The 25113-nt window shown below is 69.1% G+C and carries 26 protein-coding genes; 14 read left to right on the forward strand and 12 right to left on the reverse strand.

Going from position 1 to position 25113, the window contains the following annotated elements; all coding sequences use genetic code 11:
- Positions 1-24 precede the first annotated feature (24 nt).
- From AC5RUP_RS03380 to AC5RUP_RS03400, 5 genes are read left to right on the forward strand one after another with little or no spacing between them, the layout of a single operon-like run.
- The gene (locus AC5RUP_RS03380) at positions 25-564 is read left to right on the forward strand and encodes an Asp23/Gls24 family envelope stress response protein (protein WP_494155082.1); all 540 of its coding nucleotides are present in this window, start codon (positions 25-27) and stop codon (positions 562-564) included.
- Positions 565-595: 31 nt separating this feature from the next.
- The gene (locus tag AC5RUP_RS03385) at positions 596-787 is read left to right on the forward strand and encodes a hypothetical protein (RefSeq protein WP_494069428.1); all 192 of its coding nucleotides are present in this window, start codon (positions 596-598) and stop codon (positions 785-787) included.
- Positions 784-1248 carry a hypothetical protein gene (locus tag AC5RUP_RS03390; RefSeq protein ID WP_494133031.1) on the forward strand — a complete coding sequence of 155 codons (465 nt, stop codon included), beginning with the start codon at positions 784-786 and terminating at the stop codon, positions 1246-1248. Before AC5RUP_RS03385 ends, AC5RUP_RS03390 begins: the two co-directional genes overlap by 4 nt.
- A complete protein-coding gene (locus AC5RUP_RS03395; protein WP_494069430.1) occupies positions 1245-1859 on the forward strand; it encodes a hypothetical protein in 615 nt (204 codons plus the stop codon). The genes AC5RUP_RS03390 and AC5RUP_RS03395 overlap by 4 nt, the downstream gene beginning before the upstream one ends.
- Complete coding sequence (locus AC5RUP_RS03400) at positions 1856-2467, forward strand: hypothetical protein (protein WP_494158264.1); 612 nt, start codon at positions 1856-1858, stop codon at positions 2465-2467. Before AC5RUP_RS03395 ends, AC5RUP_RS03400 begins: the two co-directional genes overlap by 4 nt.
- On the opposite strand, the gene AC5RUP_RS03405 is transcribed toward AC5RUP_RS03400, so the two are convergent.
- A complete protein-coding gene (locus AC5RUP_RS03405) occupies positions 2464-4317 on the reverse strand; it encodes a glycoside hydrolase family 13 protein (protein ID WP_494158265.1) in 1854 nt (617 codons plus the stop codon). The genes AC5RUP_RS03400 and AC5RUP_RS03405 overlap by 4 nt on opposite strands.
- A 241-nt stretch (positions 4318-4558) precedes the next feature.
- Between AC5RUP_RS03405 and AC5RUP_RS03410 the strand changes: the two genes are divergently transcribed.
- The 4 genes from AC5RUP_RS03410 (at position 4559) to AC5RUP_RS03425 (ending at position 8942) form a co-directional block, all read left to right on the forward strand.
- Entirely contained in the window at positions 4559-5908 is a 1350-nt protein-coding gene (locus AC5RUP_RS03410) for an ABC transporter substrate-binding protein (protein ID WP_494091749.1), read from the forward strand.
- Positions 5909-6005: 97 nt separating this feature from the next.
- Entirely contained in the window at positions 6006-6971 is a 966-nt protein-coding gene (locus tag AC5RUP_RS03415; RefSeq protein ID WP_494154632.1) for a carbohydrate ABC transporter permease, read from the forward strand.
- Positions 6968-7924: a carbohydrate ABC transporter permease gene (locus AC5RUP_RS03420; protein WP_493977240.1), complete on the forward strand. Its 957-nt coding sequence runs from the start codon at positions 6968-6970 to the stop codon at positions 7922-7924. The genes AC5RUP_RS03415 and AC5RUP_RS03420 overlap by 4 nt, the downstream gene beginning before the upstream one ends.
- A 7-nt stretch (positions 7925-7931) precedes the next feature.
- Entirely contained in the window at positions 7932-8942 is a 1011-nt protein-coding gene (locus AC5RUP_RS03425) for a LacI family DNA-binding transcriptional regulator (protein ID WP_494158266.1), read from the forward strand.
- A 25-nt stretch (positions 8943-8967) separates the two neighbouring features.
- Here the strand turns inward: AC5RUP_RS03425 and AC5RUP_RS03430 are convergent, their stop codons facing one another.
- Positions 8968-9792 carry a DUF8083 family protein gene (locus AC5RUP_RS03430; RefSeq protein ID WP_494069436.1) on the reverse strand — a complete coding sequence of 275 codons (825 nt, stop codon included), beginning with the start codon at positions 9790-9792 and terminating at the stop codon, positions 8968-8970.
- A 1-nt stretch (position 9793) separates the two neighbouring features.
- On the reverse strand, positions 9794-10597 hold the full coding sequence (locus AC5RUP_RS03435; RefSeq protein WP_494074400.1) for an exodeoxyribonuclease III: 804 nt from the start codon (positions 10595-10597) through the stop codon (positions 9794-9796).
- A 310-nt stretch (positions 10598-10907) separates the two neighbouring features.
- On the opposite strand from AC5RUP_RS03435, the gene AC5RUP_RS03440 reads away from it, so the two are divergent.
- The gene (locus tag AC5RUP_RS03440; protein ID WP_494154279.1) at positions 10908-11450 is read left to right on the forward strand and encodes a uracil-DNA glycosylase family protein; all 543 of its coding nucleotides are present in this window, start codon (positions 10908-10910) and stop codon (positions 11448-11450) included.
- An 81-nt stretch (positions 11451-11531) separates the two neighbouring features.
- Here the strand turns inward: AC5RUP_RS03440 and AC5RUP_RS03445 are convergent, their stop codons facing one another.
- The 9 genes from AC5RUP_RS03445 to AC5RUP_RS03485 all read right to left on the reverse strand — a co-directional run bounded on the left by AC5RUP_RS03445 (position 11532) and on the right by AC5RUP_RS03485 (position 21367).
- Positions 11532-11882, reverse strand: coding sequence for a DUF5655 domain-containing protein (locus AC5RUP_RS03445; protein ID WP_494154278.1), 351 nt, complete (start codon positions 11880-11882; stop codon positions 11532-11534).
- Between the two features lie 47 nt (positions 11883-11929).
- Positions 11930-12754 carry an NAD(+) synthase gene (gene nadE, locus AC5RUP_RS03450; protein WP_494154277.1) on the reverse strand — a complete coding sequence of 275 codons (825 nt, stop codon included), beginning with the start codon at positions 12752-12754 and terminating at the stop codon, positions 11930-11932.
- Between the two features lie 204 nt (positions 12755-12958).
- Positions 12959-13954, reverse strand: coding sequence for a sugar phosphate isomerase/epimerase family protein (locus tag AC5RUP_RS03455; RefSeq protein ID WP_494154276.1), 996 nt, complete (start codon positions 13952-13954; stop codon positions 12959-12961).
- Positions 13944-15137 (reverse strand): Gfo/Idh/MocA family protein, encoded by a 1194-nt coding sequence (locus tag AC5RUP_RS03460; RefSeq protein WP_494154275.1) that lies wholly within the window; start codon positions 15135-15137, stop codon positions 13944-13946. Before AC5RUP_RS03460 ends, AC5RUP_RS03455 begins: the two co-directional genes overlap by 11 nt.
- An 88-nt stretch (positions 15138-15225) precedes the next feature.
- Positions 15226-16074: a sugar phosphate isomerase/epimerase family protein gene (locus tag AC5RUP_RS03465; RefSeq protein ID WP_494158267.1), complete on the reverse strand. Its 849-nt coding sequence runs from the start codon at positions 16072-16074 to the stop codon at positions 15226-15228.
- 206 nt (positions 16075-16280) lie between these two features.
- A complete protein-coding gene (locus tag AC5RUP_RS03470; protein WP_494154827.1) occupies positions 16281-17516 on the reverse strand; it encodes a substrate-binding domain-containing protein in 1236 nt (411 codons plus the stop codon).
- A 1-nt stretch (position 17517) separates the two neighbouring features.
- Positions 17518-18624, reverse strand: a complete 1107-nt coding sequence (locus AC5RUP_RS03475; RefSeq protein WP_494154828.1) for an ABC transporter permease — start codon at positions 18622-18624, stop codon at positions 17518-17520.
- Positions 18621-19670, reverse strand: coding sequence for an ABC transporter permease (locus tag AC5RUP_RS03480; protein ID WP_494154829.1), 1050 nt, complete (start codon positions 19668-19670; stop codon positions 18621-18623). Before AC5RUP_RS03480 ends, AC5RUP_RS03475 begins: the two co-directional genes overlap by 4 nt.
- Positions 19667-21367: a sugar ABC transporter ATP-binding protein gene (locus AC5RUP_RS03485; protein WP_494158268.1), complete on the reverse strand. Its 1701-nt coding sequence runs from the start codon at positions 21365-21367 to the stop codon at positions 19667-19669. Before AC5RUP_RS03485 ends, AC5RUP_RS03480 begins: the two co-directional genes overlap by 4 nt.
- Before the next feature lie 116 nt (positions 21368-21483).
- Here AC5RUP_RS03485 and AC5RUP_RS03490 point away from each other — a divergent pair, with 116 nt between their 5' ends.
- The 4 genes from AC5RUP_RS03490 (at position 21484) to AC5RUP_RS03505 (ending at position 25000) form a co-directional block, all read left to right on the forward strand.
- On the forward strand, positions 21484-22686 hold the full coding sequence (locus AC5RUP_RS03490; RefSeq protein ID WP_494154283.1) for an ROK family protein: 1203 nt from the start codon (positions 21484-21486) through the stop codon (positions 22684-22686).
- A gap of 94 nt (positions 22687-22780) precedes the next feature.
- Complete coding sequence (locus AC5RUP_RS03495; RefSeq protein ID WP_494133012.1) at positions 22781-23203, forward strand: hypothetical protein; 423 nt, start codon at positions 22781-22783, stop codon at positions 23201-23203.
- A gap of 181 nt (positions 23204-23384) precedes the next feature.
- Positions 23385-23963 carry an orotate phosphoribosyltransferase gene (gene pyrE, locus AC5RUP_RS03500; protein ID WP_494154282.1) on the forward strand — a complete coding sequence of 193 codons (579 nt, stop codon included), beginning with the start codon at positions 23385-23387 and terminating at the stop codon, positions 23961-23963.
- 26 nt (positions 23964-23989) lie between these two features.
- The gene (locus AC5RUP_RS03505; RefSeq protein WP_494158269.1) at positions 23990-25000 is read left to right on the forward strand and encodes a thioesterase domain-containing protein; all 1011 of its coding nucleotides are present in this window, start codon (positions 23990-23992) and stop codon (positions 24998-25000) included.
- Positions 25001-25113: the final 113 nt, after the last annotated feature.

Raw genomic sequence — 25113 nt, forward strand, 5'->3', positions numbered from 1 at the left:
CATCACAGCGTCAGGGGAGAACAGATGCACAACGAGGATCGGCCGGCTGCCCCGTCCGCGGGAGAATCGTCCGGGGCACACCCGGTGACCGCACCTGTCGGCGTCCCGGACGCGCCGGCGTCGGCGCCGGCAGCGGTTGACCCGCATCAGGCTGCAGGCCTCGGCATCCCGGACGCCCCCGGACGCACCACCATTTCCGAAGCCGCCGTGGCAAAGGTCGCGGCCGTCGCCGCCCGCTCCGTCCCCGGGGTCTACGCGCTGGGCAGCGGCACGGCACGGGCGCTGAGTGCGCTGCGGGATGTCGTGGGCGGCAGCGACGCCGGCCAGGGCGTACACGTGGAGGTCGGCCAGACGCAGGTTGCCGTGGACATCAGCCTCGTGGCCGTTTACGGCAAGCCGCTGCAGGAGTTGGCGGGCGCCGTGCGCGCGGCGGTGTACACCGCCGTCGGGCAATTGGTGGGGCTGGACGTGATTGAGGTGAACGTGGAGATCAATGACGTCCACGTGCCCGGCCTGGACGCCAAGGCTCCGGCGGAGAAGCCGGTGCGGCAGGCGGCCCAGTAACCGGATGTTCGGGACGGCGAGAGGAACAAGGATGAGCTACACGGTAGTCGGCATGGGCGTCGGCGCGGTGCTGGCGTGGGCCGCGCTGGTGTTTAACTTCTGGGGCTTCCTGCTGATGGCGGTCTTCCTGGTGGTGGGGGCGTTGCTGGGCCGCGCCGCGGAGGGCAAGCTTGACTGGCGCAGCATCCGCGATGCGCTGACCGGACGCCGCTCGTCTTCATGACGGAACCCGTTGTGGGCGCGGACGAACTGCCTCCCCGCCCGGAAGGACCGCCGCCGGCCGGGCGGCCGGACGGACCGCCCCCGGCGTCGCTCCCGACCGACCCGCCGGGGCAACACTATGCCGGACATACCCGGGTCAGCACGCAGGCGTTGACCAGCACCGCGCAGGGGGTTGCAGCGGAGGTGCTGGGCATTGCACCTGCCCTGGTCCGTGCGACGTGGCGGGACGATGCCGGTTCCCTCGCGTTGTCCCTGGCCCTTCCCCTCGGCATTCCCTCGCTGAACCGGGTAGTGCGGGACCCGCACCTGGTGGACGGCTTCGGCGGATCGGTCTGGGACCGGGCGCATGCCGCCAAGGGAGCCATCCTGGAGAGGATCTCCCGGATCAGCGGGTCGAGGTTGAGCCGGGTGGACATCAGGGTCACCGGCATCCGCGTGCAGGAAGGAGGCCGGGTCCGGTGAGCACCAACGTCAAAACCGGCGGGGGGCCGGCTGATCTGCGCCCGGGCGACGAGCGCCTGGCCGGCCGGGAACTGCGCAGCTCCCGCGCCATCGCCGCGGTGATCGCCGCCGTCCTCGTCGGGTTGGCCTGCCTCTACCTGCTGCTCGAAGCGGCGTTGAAGGCGATCGGGCAGCGCCCGTGGCTGGCCTCGCCGGAAGAGATGGCGGGCTGGATCCACCAACTGCCGGGAAACGTCGCGCCGACCGTCCTGGGCGCCTCCGGAGCGCTGATCCTGTTCCTCGGTCTGCTCTTCTTCCTGCAGGGCGTGCTCCCCGGACACCTGCACCGGCACCGCATTCCCGGCCGCCGCGGCGTCGTGGTGGCGGACGATGAGGTCATCGCCGCGTCGCTGGCGCGACGCGCGCGCATCGAGGCGCAGGTGACGCGCGAGCAGGTGCTGGTGGTCGTCTCGCGCGGGCTGGTGGATGTCCGGCTCCGGCCGACCTCCGGCCAGCCGGTGGACGCCGACGCCGTCCAGGCCGCGGTGGAAGACGAGGTCCGCAGGGCGCGGATCAGCCCGGTTCCGCAGGTCCGCGTGTTCGTGTCCAGTTCGGGAGTGGTGGGACAGTGAACCAGACGCCCCGGACACTGAACCGCATCCTGATCACCCTTCTGGGGCTGCTGCTCATGCTGGCCGGCGGCACCGCGCTGGCGCTGGCGCTGGTTCCCGCGCTCGCCGGCCGGTGGCAGGCCGCCACGGAGCAGGCCGGCGCCAACCTGCAGACGGTCCTGGACGCCACCACCTTGGCCGGGCAGCGGGACAGCTGGCTGTGGATTGTGGTGGCGCTGGTGCTGCTCCTGATGGTGCTGCTGATGATCGCGTGGGCCGCTCAGCAGGGCAAGGGCCGCACCGGCACCATCGCCGCTGATTACGACGGCGCGGGCGACCCAGGCGCCGTCTGGCTCAGTGCCGCCGTGGCCGAGCAGGCGCTGCGCGATGCGCTGCGGGAACGCGACAACATCCTGCAGGCAACGGTCACCGCCTACGACTACGAGGGCGGCGGCGGCCTGCGCGTTCGGGTGGCTCCGCGCCTCGGGGTGTCCCCGCAGGCCGTGGCGGACGAAGTCTCCGACCTCGTGGAGGCGCTGGACCTGACCGTCGGAGTCAGCTTCCCGGTGGTCATCCACCTGGTGGCCGGCGCGCGCTCGCGGCTGGTCCGCGCCGACCGCGTCCGCTAGCCGGACTGCCCGTCGGCGGCAGGGGTAAGCCAGACGGCCCCGTCGGGCTGCAGCAACCCGTCGGAGACTGCGCCCTCCTGCGACGCCAGCACCAGGGAGGCGCCGTCGGGCAGCCGGACGGCGGAAGAGCCCATGTTGGCCAGCACCTGCAGCGTCCCGTTGCGGTAGCTCAGGATGCCCGCCGCCGGATCGTGCCCGGCGGCCCATTCCAGGCTGCCTTGGCCCAGCTTCTGCTCCGCCCGCAGGCGCAGCGCCGCCCGATACAGCTCGTAGGTGGAAGCGGCTACTCCCACCTGCTGATCCACCGCATAGCGCGCAAAGCTCTCGGGCTGCGGCAGCCAGGGTTCATGTTGGGTGGAGCCCCAGCCGTAGCCGTGCGCCTCCGCGCGCCAGGGGATCGGCACCCGGCAGCCGTCGCGGCCCCGCTCTTCGCCGCCGGTGCGGAAGAACGCCGGGTCCTGGCGCACCTCGGCCGGCAGGGCGGTGTGCTCCGGAAGGCCCAGCTCATCGCCCTGGTAAATGTAGGCGGAGCCGGGCAGCGCCAGCATCACCAGCGCCGCGGCACGGCCACGGGCGTGGCCGAGTTCCTCGTCGGGGTGCTCGTCGTCCGGGCCGATGCCCTTGGGGAACGTGGTGGGGTCCGCCAGGCCGTACCGGGTGCTGTGGCGGACAGTGTCGTGATTGGACAGCACCCACGTGCTCGGCGCACCCACCGATGCTGCAGCGGCGAGCGAATCCTCGATGCTGCGGGCCATCCGTCGGGCATCCCAGCCCGCGAGCAGGAAGTCGAAGTTGAAGGCCTGCTGCATCTCGTCGGGCCGGACGTAGGCAAAGAGCCGCTCGGCAGGCTCGACCCAGGCCTCGGCGACCAGCATGCGGTCGCCGTCGTACTCGGCCAGGACCTTGTGCCACTCGCGGTAGATCTCGTGCACGCCGTCCTGGTCGAAGTAGGGCGGGGTCTCCGGATGGATCCGCTCCTCCTCCCGGGCACCTGCCGGCTGTGCCGCCGCTCCGCGGGCATCCGCCCCGGCGGGTTCCAGCACCTGTTCCTCGGCCGCGCGGGCGTCGGGGGTGGGCGAGGCGCCCGCGGGCCGGCCGACCGCCGTTTCGTCGCCGCCGGGCAGCGCATCTTCGCCCGGCAGCCGCTCGCTGCCGGCCACCATCGAGGTCTTGGCCGCCCAATCCGGCAGACCCTCGGCCTTGACCAGGCCATGGGCCACGTCGATCCGGAACCCGTCCACGCCGCGGTCCAGCCAGAACCGCAGGACGGAGACCATTTCGGCCCGGACCTCGGGGTTCTCCCAGTTCAGGTCCGGCTGCGTGGAGTCGAACAGGTGCAGGTACCACTGGCCGGGCGTCCCGTCCGGTTCGGTGATGCGGGTCCAGGCCTCGCCGCCGAACACCGACTGCCAGTTGTTGGGCGGCTCGTTGCCGTCCGGGCCCTTGCCGTCCCGGAAAACATAGCGGGCACGTTCGGGCGATCCGGCCTTGGACGCCAGCGCGCTCACGAACCATTCGTGCCGGTCGGACGTGTGGTTCGGCACCAGATCGACAATCACCCGCAGGCCCAGCTCGTGGGCGCGCGCCAGCAACGAGTCAAAGTCGTCCAGGCTGCCGAACAGCGGGTCGACGTCGCGGTAGTCGGCCACGTCGTAGCCGGCATCGTTTTGCGGGGAGACGTAGAAGGGCGAAAGCCAGATGGCGTCCACCCCCAGGTTCTTCAGGTAGGGGATCTTGGCGCTGATTCCGGCCAGGTCGCCCATTCCGTCGCCGTTGTGGTCTGCGAAGGAGCGCGGATAGATCTGGTAGATGACGGCGTCGCGCCACCAGGGAGCGTTTGCTGCGGTCATTGGCTCTCCTCGATTCGGGGGGTCAGGACCACTTCCAGCCTAATGATCTTTGGTGCCTAACAGGCAGCGAAGGCCAAGGATGCGGCGCAGATCACGATTCGGCATCGAACGCTGCGGCCCCGAAAATGTGCCTTGCGACACACCGCGTAAGCGTTTACGTTACGAGTTATCAGATGGGTACTTGGTGGCTTCTTCTGACCTGTTCAGCTCTGTCGGGGCCACCGGACAAAGGAGTCACACCATGCACTATGCACGCTCCAGAAAGGCCGTCCTGCCGGTGGCCGCGCTCGGCGCCATGGCACTGACACTGTCCGCCTGCGGGGGAGGAACAGAATCCGAGGAGTCGCCGGCGCCTGCCGCAGACTGCGCCGCCTACGAGGCCTACGGCACCTTCGACGGCGCCGAGGTCAGCGTCTACTCGACCATCACCGATGCCGAGCAGGATCTGCTGGAGAACTCCTGGGTGGACTTTGAGGAGTGCACCGGGATCGACGTGGTGTACGAGGGGTCCAACGAGTTCGAGACGCAGATCGGTGTGCGCGCCCAGGCGGGCAATCCGCCGGACGTGGCGATCTTCCCGCAGCCCGGACTGCTGGCCGCGCAGGCCCAGGCCGGCTACCTGAAGCCCGCGCCGCAGGAGGTGTCCGACCTGGTCGACGAAAACTGGTCCGAGGACTGGAAGACCTACGGCACCGTGGACGGCACCTTCTACGCCGCCCCCATGCTGGCCAGCGTGAAGGGCTACGTGTGGTACGTTCCGGCCACGTTCCAGGAGAAGGGCTGGGAAGTTCCGCAGACCTGGGACGAGATGATGGAACTCACCCAGACCATCGCCGACGAGGGCACCATGAAGCCGTGGTGCGCCGGGTTCGAGTCCGGCGAGGCCACGGGCTGGCCGGGCACCGACTGGATCGAGGACGCGCTGCTGCGCCAGGCCGGACCGGATGTCTACGACCAGTGGGTCAACCACGAGATCCCGTTCAACGATCCGCAGGTGGCCGAGGCCTTCGATGCCGTCGGCGACATCCTGAAGAACGAGGACTACGTCAACGGCGGCATCGGCGACGTCCGCTCGATCATCTCCACCTCGGTGGACGACGGCGGCATCCCGGTGATCGACGGCACCTGCGCCATGCACCACCAGGCCACGTTCCAGGCGGCCAACTGGCCGGAAGGCACCAACGTGGCCGAGGACGGCGACGTCTGGGCCTTCATCACTCCCGGCCAGGAGGCCGGCGCCAGCGCGATCACCGGCGGCGGCGAGTTCGTGGCCGCCTACACCGAAAGCGAAGAGGTCTCGGCCTACCTGCAGTTCATGGCCTCGGCCGAGTTCGCCAACAACCGGGTGGAGCAGGGCGCCGCGATCAGCGCCAACAAGGGCCTCGACCCGGCGCTGGCCGCCAGCGACCTGGACCGCCAGTCCATCGAACTGCTGCAGTCGGAGGACACCACCTTCCGGTTCGACGGTTCGGACCTGATGCCGGGCGCGGTCGGCGCCAACTCCTTCTGGAGCGGCATCGTGGAGTGGATCAACGGCAAGTCGACGCAAGAGGTCGTGGACTCCATCGAGGCCAGCTGGCCCTCCGACTAGGCAGCCGCCGGCAGCCCGGCCGCACCGCCTGCGACCCGATGCAGGCGGTGCGGCCGGGCACGGCCTGTCCCTTCCACGCACCTAGGAGGTAAGTGCCATGGAGGACGTTGGCGAAAAGCTCGTGCAGGTGGCGGCCGCCCTGGCGGTCTTCGCCGCGATCATCGCCCTGATCATGCTGTTGGTGGACCGGGCCCCGAAGTCGTTCCGCGACAAGGCGACGATCATCGGATTCCTGGCCCCCGCCGTCGTACTCCTGGGCATCGGGTTGGTGTGGCCGGCCATCCAGACCACGTACCTGGCGTTCACGGACCGCACCGGAACGCCGAACGGCATGGACAACTTCCTGTGGATGTTCACCCAGCCCGAAGCGCTGGTCACGCTGCGCAACACGCTGCTGTGGGTGGTCCTGGTGCCGCTGCTGTCGACCGGCATCGGCCTGGCTTACGCGGTGTTCATCGACCGGGCGCGCGGCGAGAAGGCGCTGAAGGCGCTGGTGTTCATGCCGATGGCCATCTCCATGGTGGGCGCGGGCGTGATCTGGAAATTCATGTACACGTACCGCGGCGGCGAACGCGAACAGATCGGCCTGCTGAACCAGGTGTTGGTGTGGTTTGGCGGCGAACCCAAGCAGTTCCTGCTGGACGCGCCGGAGAACACGTTCTTCCTGATCGCGGTCATGGTCTGGATCCAGACCGGCTTCGCCATGGTGATCCTCTCCGCGGCGATCAAGGGCATCCCCACCGAAATCGTGGAGGCGGCGCGGCTGGACGGGGCCAGCGCCTGGCAGCAGTTCCGCTCCATCACCATCCCGTCCATCCGAGGGGCCCTGATCGTGGTGGTCACCACCATCACCATCGGCACGCTGAAGGTCTTCGACATCGTGCGGACCATGACCGCCGGAAACTTCGAGACCTCGGTGGTGGCCAACGAGATGTACACCCAGGCGTTCCGCGCTAATGAACCCGGACGCGGCGCCGCGCTGGCCTTGATCCTGTTCCTGATGGTGCTGCCGATCGTCGTCTACAACGCCCGGCAGCTGAAGAAGCAGAGGGAAATTCGATGAGCGCAACGCCTGCCATCCCCACCGCTCCCGACGCCGTCCTGGCCAGCACCACCGAACAGCAGATCCCGATCACCCGGCGGGTCAAGCAGCGCCTGACCTCGCGCGGAGCCACCGCGGCAGCCATCATCATCGCCGTCATCTGGACCGTGCCGACCTTCGGCCTGTTCATTTCCTCGCTGCGCCCGGAAGACAACATCCAGGCCAACGGCTGGTGGAACATCCTGGGCGACCTGCAGTTCACCACCGAGAACTACACCGACGTGCTGGCCTCCAAGGGCGGGTCCGCGTCCAACCTGGGGCAGTACTTCATCAATTCGCTGGCGATCGTCATCCCGGGCACCCTGATCCCCCTGGTGATCGCCTCGATGGCGGCCTACGTTTTCGCCTGGGGCAGGTTCCGCGGCAAGGACACCCTGTTCATTGTGGTGTTCGCGCTGCAGATCGTGCCGCTGCAGATGGCGCTGATCCCGCTGCTCTCGCTGTTCATCAACCTCAAGATCGGCGAGTTCCAGCTGCTGCCGGCCGGAACCTACGCCCAGCTGTGGATCGCGCACACCATCTTCGCGCTGCCGCTGGCCATCTTCCTGCTGCACAACTTCATCTCCGAGATCCCCGGCGAGGTCATCGAGGCAGCGCGGGTGGACGGCGCCGGGCACGCGACCATCTTCTGGCGGATCATCCTGCCGCTGTCCGTGCCGGCGATCGCCTCCTTCGGCATTTTCCAGTTCCTGTGGGTCTGGAACGACCTGCTGGTAGCCCTGGTGTTCTCCGGGGGAACCGCCGACGTCGCGCCGATCACCCAGCGGCTGGCCGAGCTGACGGGCACCCGCGGCGACGAGTGGCACCGGTTGACCGCCGGCGCGTTCGTTTCCATGATCGTGCCGCTGGCGGTGTTCTTCGGCCTGCAGCGCTACTTTGTCCGCGGCCTGCTGGCTGGTGGCCTTAAGGGGTGAGCGCGCCGTGACCGGGATCGACGACGTCGCGCGGGCCGCCGGCGTCTCGACCGCAACGGTTTCCCGTGCCCTGCGCGGCTTGTCCGGAGTCTCCATGGCCACCCGCGACCGCGTGCTGGCGACAGCCGACTCGCTGGGCTACGTGCCGTCGTCGTCGGCGGCCCACCTGGCATCGGGCCGCACGAGGGCCATGGGCGTGCTGCTGCCGGTGATCGACCGGTGGTACTTCGCGTCCGCCCTGGAAGGCGTGGACCGGGTGTTGCGGGCGGCCGGCTACGACCTGATCGTGTTCAGTCTGGGCGGCACCGGCACCAACCGCGAACGGGTGTTCCACCGGTCCATGTTGCGCAAGCGGATCGACGCGCTGTTGGTGATGTGCATGGAGCTGACCGCGGACGAACTGGCGGCGCTGCAGGCTCTGGAGTATCCGAACGTGATCGTCGGCGGCCAGGTGGACGGTCTGCGCAGCGTGAGCGTGGATGACACCGCCGCGGCCGCCGAGGCCGTCGAGCATCTCATCGGGCTCGGGCACACGCGGATCGCGCACCTGCAGGGCGGCGGCGCCTACGGGATCGACTTCGACGTGCCGCGCCGCCGCGAGCTGGCCTTCCGGGACACGATGGCCCGGCACGGGCTGCGGGTACGGCCGGAATGGCTGGCCATGGGCGACTTCCGGTTCGCAGGCGGCAGGACTGCCGCCGGCAGGCTTCTCGACACACCCGGGGAGCGGCCGACGGCGATCTTCGCCTCCGCGGACGAGATGGCCTTCGGCGCCCTGAGGGCCGCGCAGGAGCGCGGGCTGCGGGTCCCCGAGGACGTTTCCGTGGTGGGCATCGACGACCACGAGTTCGCCGAGCCGATGGGGCTGACGACCGTCCGGCAGCGGCCGGACCAACAGGGAGGCTACGCGGCCCGGCTGCTGCTGGCAGAACTGCAGGGGAAGGCGCGGCTGGACGTGCCGCGGATCCAGCCCCACGAGCTGGTGATCCGGGCCTCGACCGCCCCGCCGTCGTCGTGATTGCCGGGCGGCTCCGGGCCGACCGTTAGGACGCGCGGGCCAGCTGGCGGATCTTGATCCAGCGGCCGGCGAGGCGGCGGTACGCGGCGGCGGCGCCGGTCATGTCGCCGTCGGCCAGCGATTCGATCCCGGCGTGCACGTCCGAGGGTGATTCGTCCGGGTAGACCAGCTCTGCCACGCGGCCGTAATCGAGCTCCACGATGCCGTCCGCGGTGAAGGTTTCCAGCCACTCGGTCAGCTCGGTCAGTTCTTCCAGCAGGTCCAGGCCCGGGGCGGCGAGGGCCAGGGAAGCGGCTGCGTAACGGGCCCGGTCGATGCACTGCGGGACCGGGGCGGCCAGCCGGACCGTCCTCAGCGTGTGGTCGCTTTCCACCTTTTCGGTGTGGTCGTCCTCGCGGAACAGCACGAACCAGCCGAACGGGATGCCCCAGGTGGAGCTGCGGGTGTGCAGCTTGGCCAAGGCGTCCACAAAGTTGTCCGGGTCCAGCCGGGACTGCTGGGCGTCCCGCGCCGCTTCGGGCACCAGCAGCCCCAGCAGCGGATCGCGCAGGCTGCTGGAGAGCGACTCGGCGGCCAAGGTGCTGCGGACGGCCAGCTGGTTGGGGCAGTACCGCGGCGTGGTGATGCCCTCGGGCGTCGGATAGTGGAGGACCCGGATCAGGTCGTCGCTGGAGTGCGGAAACGGGTCCGACACGGTGCGGGTGATCCGGCGCAGCGAGTCACCGCGGTCCAGGTCCTCCGTGACGTCCCTGCCGCGACCGCGCTGGCTCATGATGAGCAGCTGCTGGTCGTCGTCGAACACATCCAGTGGTTCGAAGACCCGCAGGTAGGAGACGTACGGGAACTTCATCTCAGTCCAGCTCCGCGATGACCGGCGCGTGGTCCGAGGCGCCCTTGCCCTTGCGCTCTTCGCGGTCGATCATCGCCCCGGTGACCCGGGAGGCCAGCGCCGGGGAGCCCAGGATGAAGTCGATGCGCATGCCTTCCTTTTTGGGGAAGCGCAGCTGCGTGTAGTCCCAGTAGGTGTAGACGCCTGGCCCGGGCGTGTGCGGGCGGACGACGTCGACGAATCCGGCCTCTTCGAACGCGCGGAAGGCGGCGCGCTCGGGTTCGGTCACGTGCGTCGCGTTCTGCGCCCGAAACCAATCGATGTCCCAGACGTCGTCGTCGGTGGGAGCGATGTTCCAGTCGCCCATCAGTGCGACGGGGAGCGTCGGATCTGCCTGGATCCAGCCGGCGGCCTCTTCCTTGAGGGCCTTGAGCCAGTTCAACTTGTAGGGCATGTGGGGATCGTCGACCGTGCGGCCGTTGGGGACATACAGGCTCCACACGCGCACGCCGCCGCAGGTCGCCCCGATGGCCCGGGCCTCGGCAGCGGTGGTGTCCTCGGTCTTGCCAAAGTGCGGCTGCCCGTCGAACGTCCGTTCCACGTCATCCAGGCCCACCCGGGAGGCGATGGCCACGCCGTTCCACTGGTTGAGGCCGAAGTGGGCCACCTCGTAGCCGTTCTTCTCGAACAGGTCCCACGGGAAGTTCTCATCCTTGGCCTTGGTTTCCTGAATGGCCAGCACATCCACGTCGGAGCGTTGCAGCCAGGACTCAACGCGGTCGGCGCGGGCACGGATCGAGTTCACATTCCAGGTAGCAATCTTCACAACAGCTACGTTACCCAACGGCGGCAGGCTGTGCTCGCCGCTCGGGGCGGCTGGACCCTCGGGCGGCGGCAGGCTGTGCTCGGCTCTCGGGCGGCTGGGCCCGCCGCACCGGGGCGGCTGGGATCGCCGTCGGATCGGGTGCGCTCGCTGCCCGGGCGGCTGGGATCGCCCTCAAATCCCTCACGGCCCCAGGGCTTGGATCGCCGTCGTATCCCTCACCGCCCCAAGGCATCGGGGGTATGTTGGAGAGATGTTTGCTGATAAGCCGCAGTCTTTAGCAGATCCACTCGAACAGCAGCGGCGGCAAGCCATGCTGCAATCCGAGCCGGCCATACAGAAGCTTGAGGAATGGCGGGACGCCTACGCGCGGACCCGCAAGGAGCCCGTCCCGCATTTTGATCCGGCGGATGCGGGCGTTGAGGCGCGGGTGCTCTTTCTGCTCGATAGCCCGGGAAGCCAAACGGTCACCGCAGAGGGGCCGGGATTCGTCTCCGTAGACAACCCCGACCAGGCGGCCGAGCGGTGCTGGAACGAACGCCAGGAAGCGGACCTGCACGAGGGGGTTCTCCTCTGGAATACGGTGCCGTTTTTCCTCAACGGCGCCGAGCCGACACCGGTCCAGACGATAGCCGGCGTCAAGGCCCTGAAGTCCGTCCTGGGGCTGCTGCCTCGGCTCCAAGCCGTCGTGCTGTGCGGGACCTTCACCAAGACCCAGTGGGCGAAACACATGGGTGCGTTCACCCGCCCGACCGTCATCAAGGCGCCCAGCCCCGGTGGCCGGGCGATGATCAGCCGGAAGAACCAGGACGAGTTCCGCAAGGCAGTGATGCGGGCGAAGAGCCTGGTCGGCTGACGCTTCAGCCGCCCGGCCGCGCTTTGCCTGAGCGGGAGACGGGCCCGCAGACCGGCCGTGCTTCGCCTGAGCGGGTAACGGTCAGCGGGTGCCCGGGCCAACGGTGTCAAAGGCTTCGGCCAGCAGCGCCTCGATGGTTTCGTCCAGCTGGTCCGCTGCGGTGATGGACAGCCGGTGCGTCATGACCTTCCGGGTGGTCGGGAAGGCCTGCAGCAGTTGCGGGTGGTCGACCCGCCGCAGCAGATGGACGGCAACTTCCAGCCGGTTGGAGATGGTGAACGCGTCCGCGAAGACCCGTTTGTCCGCCCACGCGACTTCCGTCCGATGCACCCGTTCGTGGACGGGACCGAGGGACAGCACGGTCCCGCGGAACGCGTGGAACAGCGCGACCGCTTCCGGGTTCCTGCCGGCGAGGAACTCATCCAGCTCCACGGGCCCGGCCCCTCCCGCTCAGCCAAACCCGCCCACGTGGAGAGGGTTTAGCCCTGCCACCATTTGTCGAGGATGGACACCGGGGTGGTCCGCTTGTGCCGGGTCATCAGGTAGCGCTGCTCGATCTTCTCGGCGACCTCGTCGGGGATGTCGCGGCCCTCAAGGTAGTCGTCGATGTGGTCGTAGCTGATCCCCAGCTCGTCCTCGTCGGTGCGGCCGGGCGTGGTGTCCAACAGGTCTGCCGTCGGCACCTTGTGTGCCACCTGGTCGCTGGCGCCAAGGTGCTCCAGCAGTTGCCGGTTTTGGCGCTTGTTGAGTCCGAACAGGGGCAGCACGTCGGCGGCGCCGTCGCCGAACTTGGTGAAGAAGCCGGTGACCGACTCGGCGCCGTGGTCCGTGCCCAGCACCAGGTAGTTGTGCTGGCCGGCCAGCGCGTACTGGGCCATCATCCGTGCCCGGGCCTTGATGTTGCCCTTGTTGAAGTCGGTGATCTCTTCGCCGGTCGTCGTCGTGAATTCGGACTCGAAGCCGTCCACGGCCGACTTGATGTTGAACGTCCACGAGGTTTTCGGCCGGATGAAATCCATGGCTGCCTGCGCGTCGGCTTCATCATGCTGGACTCCGTGGGGCAGGCGCACCGCGACGAAGTTGGCTTCGACGCCTTCTGCTTCGAGTTCGTCGACCGCCAGTTGGGCCAGCTTGCCGGCGAGGCTGGAGTCGACGCCGCCGCTGATGCCCAGCACAAAACCTTTGCTGCCGGTGGTCTTGAGGTAGTCCTTCAGGAATTCGACGCGCCGTGCGACTTCCTGCGACGGGTCGATGGAGGGCTGGACGCCCATTTCGTCAATGATCGTGGCCTGGAGTTCGCGCATGGCCACAGCCTACTAAAGGACCCGGGCCGGTTGCAGGGCGTCCGGCGGGCAGGTCCTCACCGCTCAACCCAGACGCGCCGGTTGTCCTTGTTTTGGGCGGCCGTTCGGCATCGCCGCAGGTCAGGGCCGCGGGTCCCTCCAAAACATGGACAATTCCGGCTGAACATGGACAGCTAGCGCAATCGGAAGGTGTGGGCCCCAGCCCTACTGCTTGAACGCGGCGTCGAAGGAGGCCTGCGGCGGATCGAAGTCGAACCCCTTGAGGAACCTGAGGGCTTCCGGCGCCCCCTGCAACCGGTCCATCCCGGCGTCTTCCCACTCCACCGAGATCGGCCCGTCGTAGCCGATCGCCGCCAGCGCCCGGAAGCTGGCCTCCCAGGGCACGTCGCCGCGCCCGGTGGAGACGAAGTCCCAGCCACGCCGCGGGTCGCCCCACGGCAGATGCGATCCCAGCCGCGTGTTGCGCCCGGTGATCCGCAGCTTCGTGTCCTTGCAGTCCACGTGGTAGATCCGGTCCTTGAAGTCCCAGATCAACGAGACCGGGTCGATGTCCTGCCACATCATGTGGCTGGGATCCCAGTTGATGCCGAACGCTTCGCGGTGCTCCAGGGCCTCCAGCGCCCGCACGGTCGACCAGTAGTCGTACGCGATCTCGGAGGGGTGGATCTCGTGCGCGAACCGGACGCCGCACTCGTCGAAGACGTCCAGGATCGGGTTCCACCGGTCGGCGAAGTCCCGGTAGCCGGCGTCGATCACGTCGGCGGGCACCGGCGGAAACATCGCCACGTACTGCCAAATCGAGGACCCGGTGAACCCCACCACGGTCTTGACCCCGAGCCGCTGCGCCAGCCGCGCAGTGTGCTTCATCTCCTCGGCCGCCCGCGACCGCACGCCCTCCGGCTCGCCGTCGCCCCACACGCGCTCGCCGACGATCGCCTGATGGCGGAAGTCGATCGGGTCGTCACACACCGCCTGGCCCTTCAGGTGGTTGGAGATCGCCCACACGCCCAACCCGTTTCGCTCCAGGATGCCGAGACGGTCGGCGATGTAGTCGTCGTCGTCCCAGCGCCACGCATCCAGGTGGTCGCCGGACACCGCGATCTCCAGGCCGTCGTAGCCCCAGCCCGCGGCCAGTTCGGCCACTTTCTCCAGGGGCAGGTCCGCCCACTGGCCGGTGAACAGCGTGAAATTACGGGCCATCGGTTGCTCCTGCATAGTCGGCGCGGGTGTCGGTTTCGGCAAAGACGACGGCGGCGCCCGCCTGCCCGGCGCTGCGCACCATGGCGTCCAGCACCTTCTGCACCGCCAGGCCGTCCTCGAAGCTTGGACTCGGTGCCCGGCCGGATGCCACCGCCGCCAGGAAATCGGCCGCCTGGCTGGTGAACGTGTGGTCCCAGCCGAGCACGTGCCCGGGCGGCCACCAAGCCTGCAGGTACGGGTGCGTCTCCTCGGTGACCAGGATCCTCGCCGCACCCGCGAGCCCCGGCGGGGCCCCGGCGTCGTAATAGGAGAGCTCGTTGAGCCGCTCCAGGTCGAAGCCCAGGTGCCCGGCGGATCCGTAGACCTCGATCCGCAGCGCGTTCTTGCGGCCCGCGGCCATCCGGCTGACCTCCAGGCTGGCCACCGCGCCGGAATCGAGCCGCAGGGTGGCCCAGGCGGCGTCGTCGACCGTCACCGGTTCGGGCCCGTCCGGGCCCTGCCGGGTTTCGACGAAGGTGTTGAGCGTGGCGGAGACCGACGTGACCTGGGCGCCGAGTAGGAAGTGGATCTGGTCCACCGCGTGCGAAGCCAGGTCGCCGAGCGCGCCGGAGCCGGCGGTCTCCCGGCGCAACCGCCAGGTCATCGGGGCGGTGTCATCGGCTAGCCAGTCCTGCAGGTACGCGACCCGCACCTGCCGCACGGCGCCGATCCTGCCTTCGGCGATCAATTGGCGCGCCAGGGCCAGCGCCGGCACCCGCCGGTAGTTGAAGCCGACCATCGACTGGACGCCGGCCGCTTCGGCGGCGCGGGCCGCGGCGGCCATGCGCTCGGCTTCGGCCACCGAGTTGGCCAGAGGCTTCTCCACCATCACGTGCTTGCCCGCCTCCAGCGCGGCCACGGCCAGGTCGGCATGCAGGTGGCCGGGGGTGCAGATGTCCACGATCTGCACATCGTCGCGCTCGAGGACGGCCCGCCAGTCAGTGGAGCCCTCCGCCCAGCCGTACCGGGCCGCGTCCGTTGCCACGCCGTCGGCGTTCCGGCCGACCAGCACCCGCCGGGCCACCGCCGGCCCGCCGGGATAGAAGGCGGACACGTTGCGCCAGGCATTGGAGTGCGCCTTGCCCATGAAGGCATGCCCCAGCACCGCCACCCCCAGCGGCGGCGAGTCCGGATTGGCGGTCATCGTCTTCTCCTTCGTGCTCGTCGGTCGGTGCTGCGGCGGGATGGGCTGCGGTCCGGTCCGGGCGGCAGCCCGACGCCGGGACGAACGGCTAGAGGCTGCGCAGGAATGCCAGCCCGTCCTTTGCCAGTTGATCCTGGCTCGGCGCCAGCGGGCGCCAGATCGATGCGGCCGTCGCGATAGCCGCGTTGTCCGCGGTGAAACTCTCGATGTTCAGCGGGCCGGCGTAGCCCACGTCGTCCAGCGCGTTCACCAGCGCCGGCCAGTCGGTCTGGTCACCGCCCGGCGCCCCACGGTCGTTGCCGCACACTTGCAGGTGGACCAGGTGTGCGCCGGCCGCGCGGATAGCGGCGGCGCTGGAGCGTTCCTCGATGTTCAGGTGATAGCTGTCCAGCGCCAGCCCCACCCCGTGCCCGAGCAGCGGTCCCAGCGCGTCGAGCGCCTGTTCCACGGTGTTGACCAGCGAGGTCTCGTACCGGTTGAGTGGCTCAATTCCCAGTACGACGCCGGCCGCCTCGGCTTGGGCGGCCAGCGGCGCCAGGTTCTCCCGCAGCTGGCGGTACGCTGTGGCTCGGTCTTCGGCGTCGATCCGCCACACCCGCCCCGTGCTGGCGTAGAACGGGCCGCACACCGCCGGCGCGCCGACGTCGTGTGCCAGGTCGATGCAGGCCGCCAGATAGCCCTGGGTGGCCTGCACCGACCCGGCGTCGGCCAGGACCAATTCGCGGCCGGGTGCCATGGCGCCCACGATGTAGGGCTTCAGGCCCGTGGCCGCGAGGGCGTCCCGGGCGGTGCCGGCGGTGAAGTCGCCGACGTTCTCCAGCGGCAGTTCGACGCCGTCAAAGCCCATGCCGGCGATCTTCGCCAGCAGCCCAGGCAGCTCGGCGTCGCGCAGCGGCGACTGCCACACCCAGGTGTTGACGCCGATCGGCCGGTCCATGATCCGTCTCCTTTGTCTGCCGCTGCTGGTGCAGCTCGTCCGGTTGCCGCCGGACGCTGCCGCGCCGCCGGTGCGTTCCCGCGGGAACATGCGGGGATGCTGGCGCAAACGGCCCGCGCCCGCGCCGGGTCCGGCGATCGCGTGTCCTTGCGGGAGTTGGCGGGCCGGCCGGGCACCCTCCCCCGGGCCCGGCCGGCCCGCACGTTCTACGGAATCTGGCGTTCCTGCCAGACCTCCGGATAGCCGGGCAGGTCTTCGCCGCCGAACTTCGCGTAGTGCCCGTCCGGCATGCCGTCGTTGCGCTCCAGCCAGTCGTCCAGCTCGTCGGCGGGGATCGGAACCTGCGGCAGCACCCACTCGGTCGGGACTTCCTCGCCGGCGAAGATCTTCTGCACGGCCAGCAGCGGCGTGCGCCACTGGAAGTTGGAGTAGACCGGAGCCAGCGCGTCGATGCCGGTGTCCTTCCACTTGCGCAGGAAGCTCAGCTCGTCCTCGCCGGTCATCACCGGCAGGTCCTTGCCGGCGTCCTCGAACGCCTCGATCGCAGCGACCGCGCCGTCGCCGGCATCCATCCAGACACCCTGGACATCGCCGGTGGCGAGCTCGTCGGAGATGATCTTCTTGATCTCGGTCGGGTCGGCGCCGGTGAAGTAGTCGGTGGCTTCGATGCCGTTCTCCTCGAAGATTTTCTCCGCGGCCGCCCAGCGCTGCTCCAGCACGTCCACGCCGGGCAGGATGCGCAGCGCCACCACCTTGTCGCCTTCCTGCAGCCGTTCGGTCAGGAAGTTGGCGGTGTCGATGCCCCAAGCGAACCCGCCGATCGGGTGGATGAACGTGGTGGCACAGTCGGTTTCCACGCCGCGGTCGAACACGACCACCGGCTTGCCCGTCTCGCAGGCGCGCTCCACCGCCGGCGTCAGCGCCGCGGTGGCGTTCGGCGAGATGATGAACGCGTCGCAGTCGCCTTCACTGATGAAGTAATCGATGTCGGCAATCTGGGTGTTCGAGTCGTCCTGCGCGTCGCGGGTTTCCATCTCGGAAATCACGCCTTCGTCCTGCAGCACCTGCAGTTGCTGGTTCATGGTGATCCAGCCGGTCTGCCGCCACGGGTTGGAGATCGACGCGTTGGCGAAGCAGACCTTCTTGGCGCCCTCGGAGGCGAAGTCGGCCGTGTCGGTCATCTCGCCGTCGATGTACTGAAGCCACGGCTGCTCCGGGTCGCCCTGGAATTCGGCGGTCCGCTGTTCGAACTGTTCGTCGTAGACGGCCTGGTCGAACCATTCCGTGGAGGCCTCCGTGGTTTCCGCCGGTGACGGGCTGGCCGCGCCGCCGGGTCCGCCGGTCTCCTCGGTGATTGACGGATCGGTGGTACAGCCGGTCATGGCCATTAACGACGCGGCCGCTGTGAGCGCGACCGCGGTACTTAGACGTTTTCCCGTCATGTCAGTTCCCTCCCTTGTCGGTGCCCTCAGCGGGCTCTGGTGCCGCGATGATGTGTTGTTCGGAATGCGCGGCCGCAGAGCCCCCGCGCCGCTTGCGCTGCCAGGACTGCGCGGCGGCAGCAACAGCGACGATGATGATGGCGCCCTGCACGGTGTCCCGCCAGGTGGACGCCACGCCCAGGAAATTCAGCAGCGTGAACAGCAACTCCAGGGCGAACGCGCCGGCCGCCGCAGAGAGCACCCAGCCGCGGCCGCCGCCCAGCACCACCCCACCCAGTACGACGGCGGTGATCGCCGTGAACTCGTAGCCCTGGCCCACCGACGGATGGACCCCGGCGTACCCGACCAGCAGGATCCCCGAGACGGTGGCGGCCAGCGACGAAAGCATGAAGGCCCGCGTGCGCACCCACCAGACCCGCGCGCCGGTCAGGGCCGCGGCCACGTCGTTGTCGCCGACGGCGACCAGCGTGCGCCCGTAGGGCCGGCGCATCATCCAGACGGCGAGCACGGCGACGGCCGCCAGGATGATGACCGGATAGGGGATGACCTCCAGCACCGGCACGTTTTCGATGCCGCCGCGGCCTATTTGCCGGAAGCTGTCCGCCGGGTTGCCCTGGGCGGCGCCGCCGGTCCAGTTGAGCACCAGGCCCAGCAGCGCCAGCATCATGCCCAGGGTCACGATGAAGCTGGGGACCTTGAGCAAGGTGGTGACCAGGCCGTTGATCAGCCCGATGACCGCCCCGAGGACGAACATCAGCACCAGCACGGGGATGACCTTGGCGTCGTCCTGGCCGATCAGGTTGCCGGCCACGATTACCTGCATGGTCACTACCGATCCCATGGACAGGTCGAACTCGCCGGAAACGATCACGAAGTACTGCCCGATGGCGGCGATCGCAATCGGGGCCGTCCTGCCGATGAACCGGATGAAGGACCCCGGCTCGCCGAACGACGGGTTCAGGATGATGATGGCGACCAGCAGCGCGACCAGGAGCACGAAGATGCCGCCGCCGGGAGTCCGCAGGCTGCGCAGGAAGCGCTGGCCGCGTCCTGCCCGGTTCTGCTGCAGGACCCTGCCGCCGGCCTCCGAATCCAGAACCGTGCTCATGCCTGCACCTCCTGCTGTTGGCCGCCGTGCCCGTAGCGCGGCGGCCGGGCGACGATGGTGCGGCGGGCATAGACGGCGACGGCGACGACGATCACCACGCCGCGGACCACGTCCTTCAGGAACGGGTTGATCTGGAGCACGGACATGATGTTGTCCAGCATCGCGAAGATCAGCACGCCGCCCAGGGTGCCGGTAACGGATCCCTTGCCGCCGGCCAGCAGCGTCCCGCCCAGGACGACGGCGGCGATCGAGAGCAGGTCATAACCGCCTTGCGAGCCGACCGTTGGGCTGCCGACGCCCAGCCGGCTGGCCAGCAGCAGTCCGGCCATGCCGGAGAGGGTGGAGCAGATGACGTGGGCGGTGATCACCGCGCCTGGGACGCGGATGCCGGACATCCGGGCCACGTTGCTGTCGCCGCCGACGGCGTAGATGTGGTGCCCCATGCGGGTGCGGTGCAGCATCAGCAGCACCAGGGCGGCGCAGGCGAGCATGATGAGGGTGGAGATCGGCACCGGCCCTATCCCGGTGGCGCCGATCAGCCGGAAGGAGAAGGGGGTCTGGCCGAAACTGCCCTTGTAGTTGGTGCCCAGGTAGCCGCTGATCACCAGGCCCATCCCGAGCGTGGCGATGAATCCGTGCACCTTGAGGCCGGCAACGATCAGTCCGTTTGCCAGGCCGATGACGGCGGAGACGCCCAGTGCCAGCAGCACGGCGGCCGGCACGTTTTCGCTCCGGTTGGCCATCACCCCGGCCGCTATCAGGCTGGCCAGGCTGGTCACGTAGGGCACCGAGAGGTCCAGGCTGCCGACCAGGATCACCAGGGTCTGGCCGATGGCGATGAAGCCCAGCACGCTGGTGCCGGTCAGGATGGCGGAAATGTTGCCCGGGCTGAAGAAGTTCCGGCCGGCGGTGGCCACCAGGATGCTGCCGGCGATCAGGGTCAGCAGGGCCACCAGGTACACGATCTGGGTGGAGGTCAGCCGCGCGAAGAAGCCGCTGCCGGCCCGGGCCCGCCGGGTGCGGGCCGGGGTTTGCGTGGTCGTCATGGTGTCCCTCCCGTGGTGCCGCGGTCCTCCGCCAGATGTGACCCGCCAACGCGGCCTGCGTCCCCAAGGCGGGCGCCGCCGTCGTGCCCTGCGGCTGGGAGAGGGGCGCCGCCGTCGTGGTCCGAAGCCGGCGGCGGGGCGTCGGAGGCCGCGCCCGGTACGCGCGCGCCGGTGGCCAGCCGCAGGATTTCCTCCTCGGTGGCGCCGGCCGGCAGCTCGCCGGCAATCTGCCCGTCGCGCATCACGAGGATCCGGTCGGACATCCCGATCACCTCGGGCAGCTCGCTGGAAACCATCAGGACGCCCTTCCCCTCGGCCGCCAGCTGGCGCATCAGCCGGTACACCGCCACCTTGGCACCGACGTCGATGCCCCGGGTCGGTTCGTCCAGCAGCACCACGCCGGGGGACACCGCCAGCCACTTGGCCAGCACGATTTTTTGCTGGTTGCCGCCGGAGAGGTACTGCACCTCCTGGTCCAGGTCCCGGGCGACGACTTCCAGCGCGCTGAACGACCCGGCGACGGCGCGGCGCACGGTCGCGGTGCGCTTGGGGAAGACGGCGCGGACCACGCCCAGCGCGTTGTCCAGCAGGGATTGGTTCAGGCTCAGGCCCTGCGCCTTGCGGTCCTCGGTGATCAGCGCGATGCCGTGCCGCACCGCCTGGCGCGGAGAATGCGGACGGACCGGACGGCCGGCCAGCTGCATGCTGCCGCGGTTGAACGGCGCGGCCCCGAAAATCGCCTGCAGCAGTTCGGTGCGGCCGGACCCCTGCAGGCCGGCGACGCCGACGATTTCGCCGGGCATGAGGCGCAGGCTGATGCCGTCCAGTTGGTCGTTGCCGGCGTCGGCGAGTTCGAGCAACGGGGCATTGCGGTCGGTGCTCTGTGCAGCGGGCGCGGGCGGGAGCTTGTCCGGAAAGTAGGCGGAGATGGGGCGGCCGACCATCATCCGGACCAGCGAGGCATCATCGAGTTCGGCGGCCGGTTTGGTACCCACGACACGCCCGTCCTTGAGTACGGTGATGGTCTGGCAGAGGTCGAAGACCTCGCGCAGCCGGTGCGAGACGTAGAGGATGCCGGTGCCGCGTTCGGCCAGTCTCCGCACGATCCCGTACAACAGGGACACCTCCGGGCCGGACAACGCGGCGGTCGGCTCGTCCATCGAAATGATCCGGGCCTCGTAGCTGACGGCCTTGGCGATCTCGACGATCTGCTGCTCGGCCACGGAGAGCGACCGGACCAGCGCCGTGGGCCGGATGGAGCCGATGCCCAGCGACTCCAGCAGTTCCGCGGTGGCGGCGTTCATCTTGGCCCGGTTGACCAGCAGCCCCTTGCGGGGCTCGCGGCCCAGGTAGATGTTCTCGGCCACCGTGCGGTCCGGCAGCAGGTTGAATTCCTGGAAGACGGTGGACAGGCCGGCTTCGTGCGCCTGGGTGGGATGGCTGAACTGGACGCTTTCGCCGTCCAGCAGCACCGTTCCCGAGTCACGCTGGTACACGCCCGCCAGGATCTTCATCAGCGTCGACTTTCCCGCGCCGTTTTCCCCGACGACGCCGTGGACCTCGCCGGCGTGCAGCGTCAGTGACGCGTCCTGCAGCACGGGATTGCCAAAGAAACTCTTGGTCAGCCCGCGGACTTCGAGAACGGGTTTCTCCCGTCCGGCGCCGCTGTCGGCCACGGTGTTGCTCGTCTGCTCCACCCACTCACTGTGGCACGCGTCACATAGTTTTGTCGAGAGTGAGGCAAAAGTTGTTTGACCATGAATTGTTAGTTTCGCTAGAGACAAACAGAAGTGCTGCGTGCTGTACTGAAAGCGTGTTGAAGTCCGATGTCGCCCCGCCGCAACGCCTGGCCGCCCAGCCGGCCGCCGGAGCAAGCGAGGTATTCCAACTGCTGCGCGACGGCCAGCCGCGCACCCGGGCCGAACTGGCGCAGTTGACCGGCTTGGCGCGGTCCACGGTGACCGCCCGCGTGGATGCGCTGAAGCGGCTGGGACTGATTGCCCCCATTGGGGGAGCGACCTCGACCGGCGGAAGGCCGCCGTCGTTGTTTGCTCTCAACCCGGCCGCACGGCTGGTGATCGGCGCCGACCTCGGCGCCACGCACGCCCGGGTCGTGGTGGCGGACCTCTCCGGCGACGTGCTGGCCGAGGAACGTGCCGAGCTGAGCATCGCCAGCGGCCCGGACATTGTGCTCGGTTGGCTGACCGATGCCGTGGGGAGGCTGCTGAAGGACGCGGGGCGGAGCGCGGCGGACCTGGGCGCGTTCGGCATCGGGCTGCCCGGACCGGTCGAACACGACACGGGGCGGCCGATCAATCCGCCGATCATGCCCGGCTGGGACCGGGTGGACGTCCCGGCGCGGGTGCAGCAGCATTTCGACGTGCCGGTGCTGGTGGACAACGACGTCAACATCATGGCACTGGGCGAGCAGGCCATGGCCTGGCCCGACACCGCCGACCTGATGTTGATCAAGGTGGCCACGGGGATCGGGGCCGGCATCATTTCCTCGGGGCAGCTGCAACGCGGCGCCCAGGGCACCGCCGGGGACTTGGGGCATGTGCGGGTGCCCCGAGGCGACGACGTGGTGTGCCGGTGCGGGAACACCGGCTGCCTGGAGGCGCTCGCCGGCGGGCCCGCCCTGGCGGCCGTGCTTGCGGCCGGGGGAAAGAAGGCCGAAAGCAGCCAGGACGTGATCGAACTGGTCCGCGCCGGCGACCCGCAGGCGATCCAGGCGGTGCGCCAGGCCGGCCGGGACATCGGCGACGTGCTGGCCACCTGCGTGAACCTGATTAACCCGTCGGTCATCGTAATCGGCGGGCGGCTGGCGCAGGCGGGCGAACACCTGCTGGCCGGGATCCGCGAAGTGGTCTACCGGCGCTCGCTGCCGTTGGCGACCGAGCATCTGCGGATCGCCCCGTCCGTGGCCGGGCAGCGCGCCGGCGTGCTGGGGGCGGTGGCGCTGGCCATCGGGCACGTGCTCTCGCCCGAAGCGATTGAAGCGGCCGCGTCCGCCTGACTGCAAAGTTATCGCTTCGTAACGGAGCGGGCGTCCCGTCCTCGTCTTTCCGCGGCTAGCGTGGGACAAACATCTTTCGAGGGGGCAGGGCGTCATGCGCACATTGACCACGCTGGCTGCCGGTGGCGCCGTCCTGCTGGCGCTCGCCGGTTGCGCCGGGTCGACGTCCGGGATCGGGGCGCTGGAGGCCCCGGCCGGCCCGAAGGACAAGCTGGCGGGTAGTGCCGAGGTCCTGCGCGTGGCGCCCGGCAGCGTCCGGTCGTTGGCGGAAACGGGCGACTTCGCCTTCTATGCCGCAGTCCCGGACAACCCGGCGGACCGCGGCGTGTGCGTGATCATCGTGGAGGTGGGGGCTTCCGGGGCGGCGAGCGGCTGCGGCGGTACGGGGCCGGAGCCGGTCGAACTCGGCACGGCCGGGGTGGTAGCCAAGCTAATCCAGGACAACTACGACGCCGCCAAGGACCTGGCCGAGGGCTGGGAGCAGCTGCACCCGAACCTGCTGGTCCGCGGGCTCTGACCGGCTCCGGCGCCTTCCGGCGGAGTTTGGCGCAGCCGGCGGCGGCCCGATCCAGGGGTTGGCGGCGTTGGGTCTGGGGGTCGGCGGCCTACGGCGGCGCCCGGCCTGGGGGCTCCGGTGGGGCCGCGAGGCCTGTCATGGATTCCCGGTGCGGCGGGGGCAACCCCATAGACTAAGAGCCATGACCCAGACTCCCGTGGCCGATCCAGCGGCCGACCGCGCCCGCCTGCTCGAACTGATTAAGGAACTGGCCGTGGTGCGCGGCAGGGTCACCCTCTCCAGCGGCGCCGAAGCCGACTACTACATCGACCTGCGGCGGGTCACCCTGCACCATGAAGCGTCCCGGCTGGTCGGCAGGGTCATGCTGGCCATGCTCGACGAGGCCGGCATCGAATTCCAGGCCGCCGGCGGCCTGACCATGGGGGCCGATCCGGTGGGGACGGCACTGATGCACGCGGCCGGGGCCGACGGACGGGCCGTCGACGCCTTCGTGGTGCGCAAGGCGCAGAAGTCCTACGGCATGGGCCGCCAGGTGGAGGGCCCGGAGGTGAAGGATCGCCCCGTCGTCGTGCTGGAGGATACTTCCACGACCGGTGGATCCGCGCTGACCGCGGTCGAAGGCGTGCGCCAGGCCGGCGGGCAGGTCCAGGCCGTGGCCGTCATTGTGGACCGCGACACCGGAGCGAAGGAACGCATCGAGGCCGAAGCCGGCGTGCCCTATCTCTTCGCTTTCGGCAAGGACGAACTGGAGCTGAACTAGCCGCCGGTGGCCGGCCAGCTCGAATGATGGATCTCCGCCGGAACCACGCCTTCCGCCAGCTGCGCCTGGCCAGCAACCTGCACCGGGTTTCGCGCCGCTCGTTCCTGATCGGTGCCGCCTTCGGGGTGGGCACCGCCGCCGACCTGGCGGCCACCCGGGCCATCCAGGAGATGCGCAACGAAGCGCAGATCCTCACGCTGGACGACGAACGCGCGGACCGGCGCTTCCCCCGCAGCAGCTGGGTGCTTTTCCCCGGGTACAAGACCAGCTGGGAAGAGGGGCTGTGGATCTTGAACGCGTTGCGCGGCGGCCTCGTGGACCGCGGCCGGCTGGCGGTGGCGGGGTATTCGAACCGCGGCCTGGATCTGGCCGAATTGACCGAGGTGCTGCAGAAGCACATCCAGGACAATGACCTGCAGCGGCTTTACTTCTACGGGCACAGCTTCGGCGGCATGGTCGCCGTGGAAATGACCGCGCGGCTGCGTGCCAAGGGCTTCCCGGTGGAGCTGATCCTGATGGATTCGTCCCCGTACAGCCGCTTCGACGTGTTGGACAAAACCATGTTCGAAGGCGTGGTCTTCCTCTACGAGGCCGGCTACCGGGTGCCCAGCTACCTGCGAGGCGGATACGAGCTGGGCGAGCGCATTGTGCACAAGGACGAGCGCACCTGGCGGCAGATCGTGGAGCAGACCATGGAACAGCTGTCGCCGCTGGCCGTGTCCAGCACGCTGATCCAGTCCCAGTCCTCGTACATCTACCACTTTGACGCGTATCGCTTCCGCCACAGCATCGGCGACACCCGCATCGCCTGGATGGGCAACCCCGGAGACCAGACGGTCAACTACTCAACGGCCCGGCGCAGCTGGCTCGTGAACTATGAGGACAACTTCCTCACCAACAACCTGGTCACCGAAGGCGCCCGGCCGGCCCACGCCAGCCCGCAGTGGAATTCAGCGATCTACGTGCCGATCGTCCAGCAGGTGGCGGACGAATTCTTCCCGCTGCCTGTGGTCGGCGGGCGCAAAACCTACTACTAGTAGCGGACCGGCGGCAGGTTACTTCCGCTGCGCGCGACGGGAAGCGGAGCGGCACGCAGCGGAGGGGACGGCAGGCGCGCGGGGGAAGAGGGGCCGCCGACACCGAAAGGGAG

This window comes from Arthrobacter sp. Y3223151 (genome assembly GCF_059091125.1).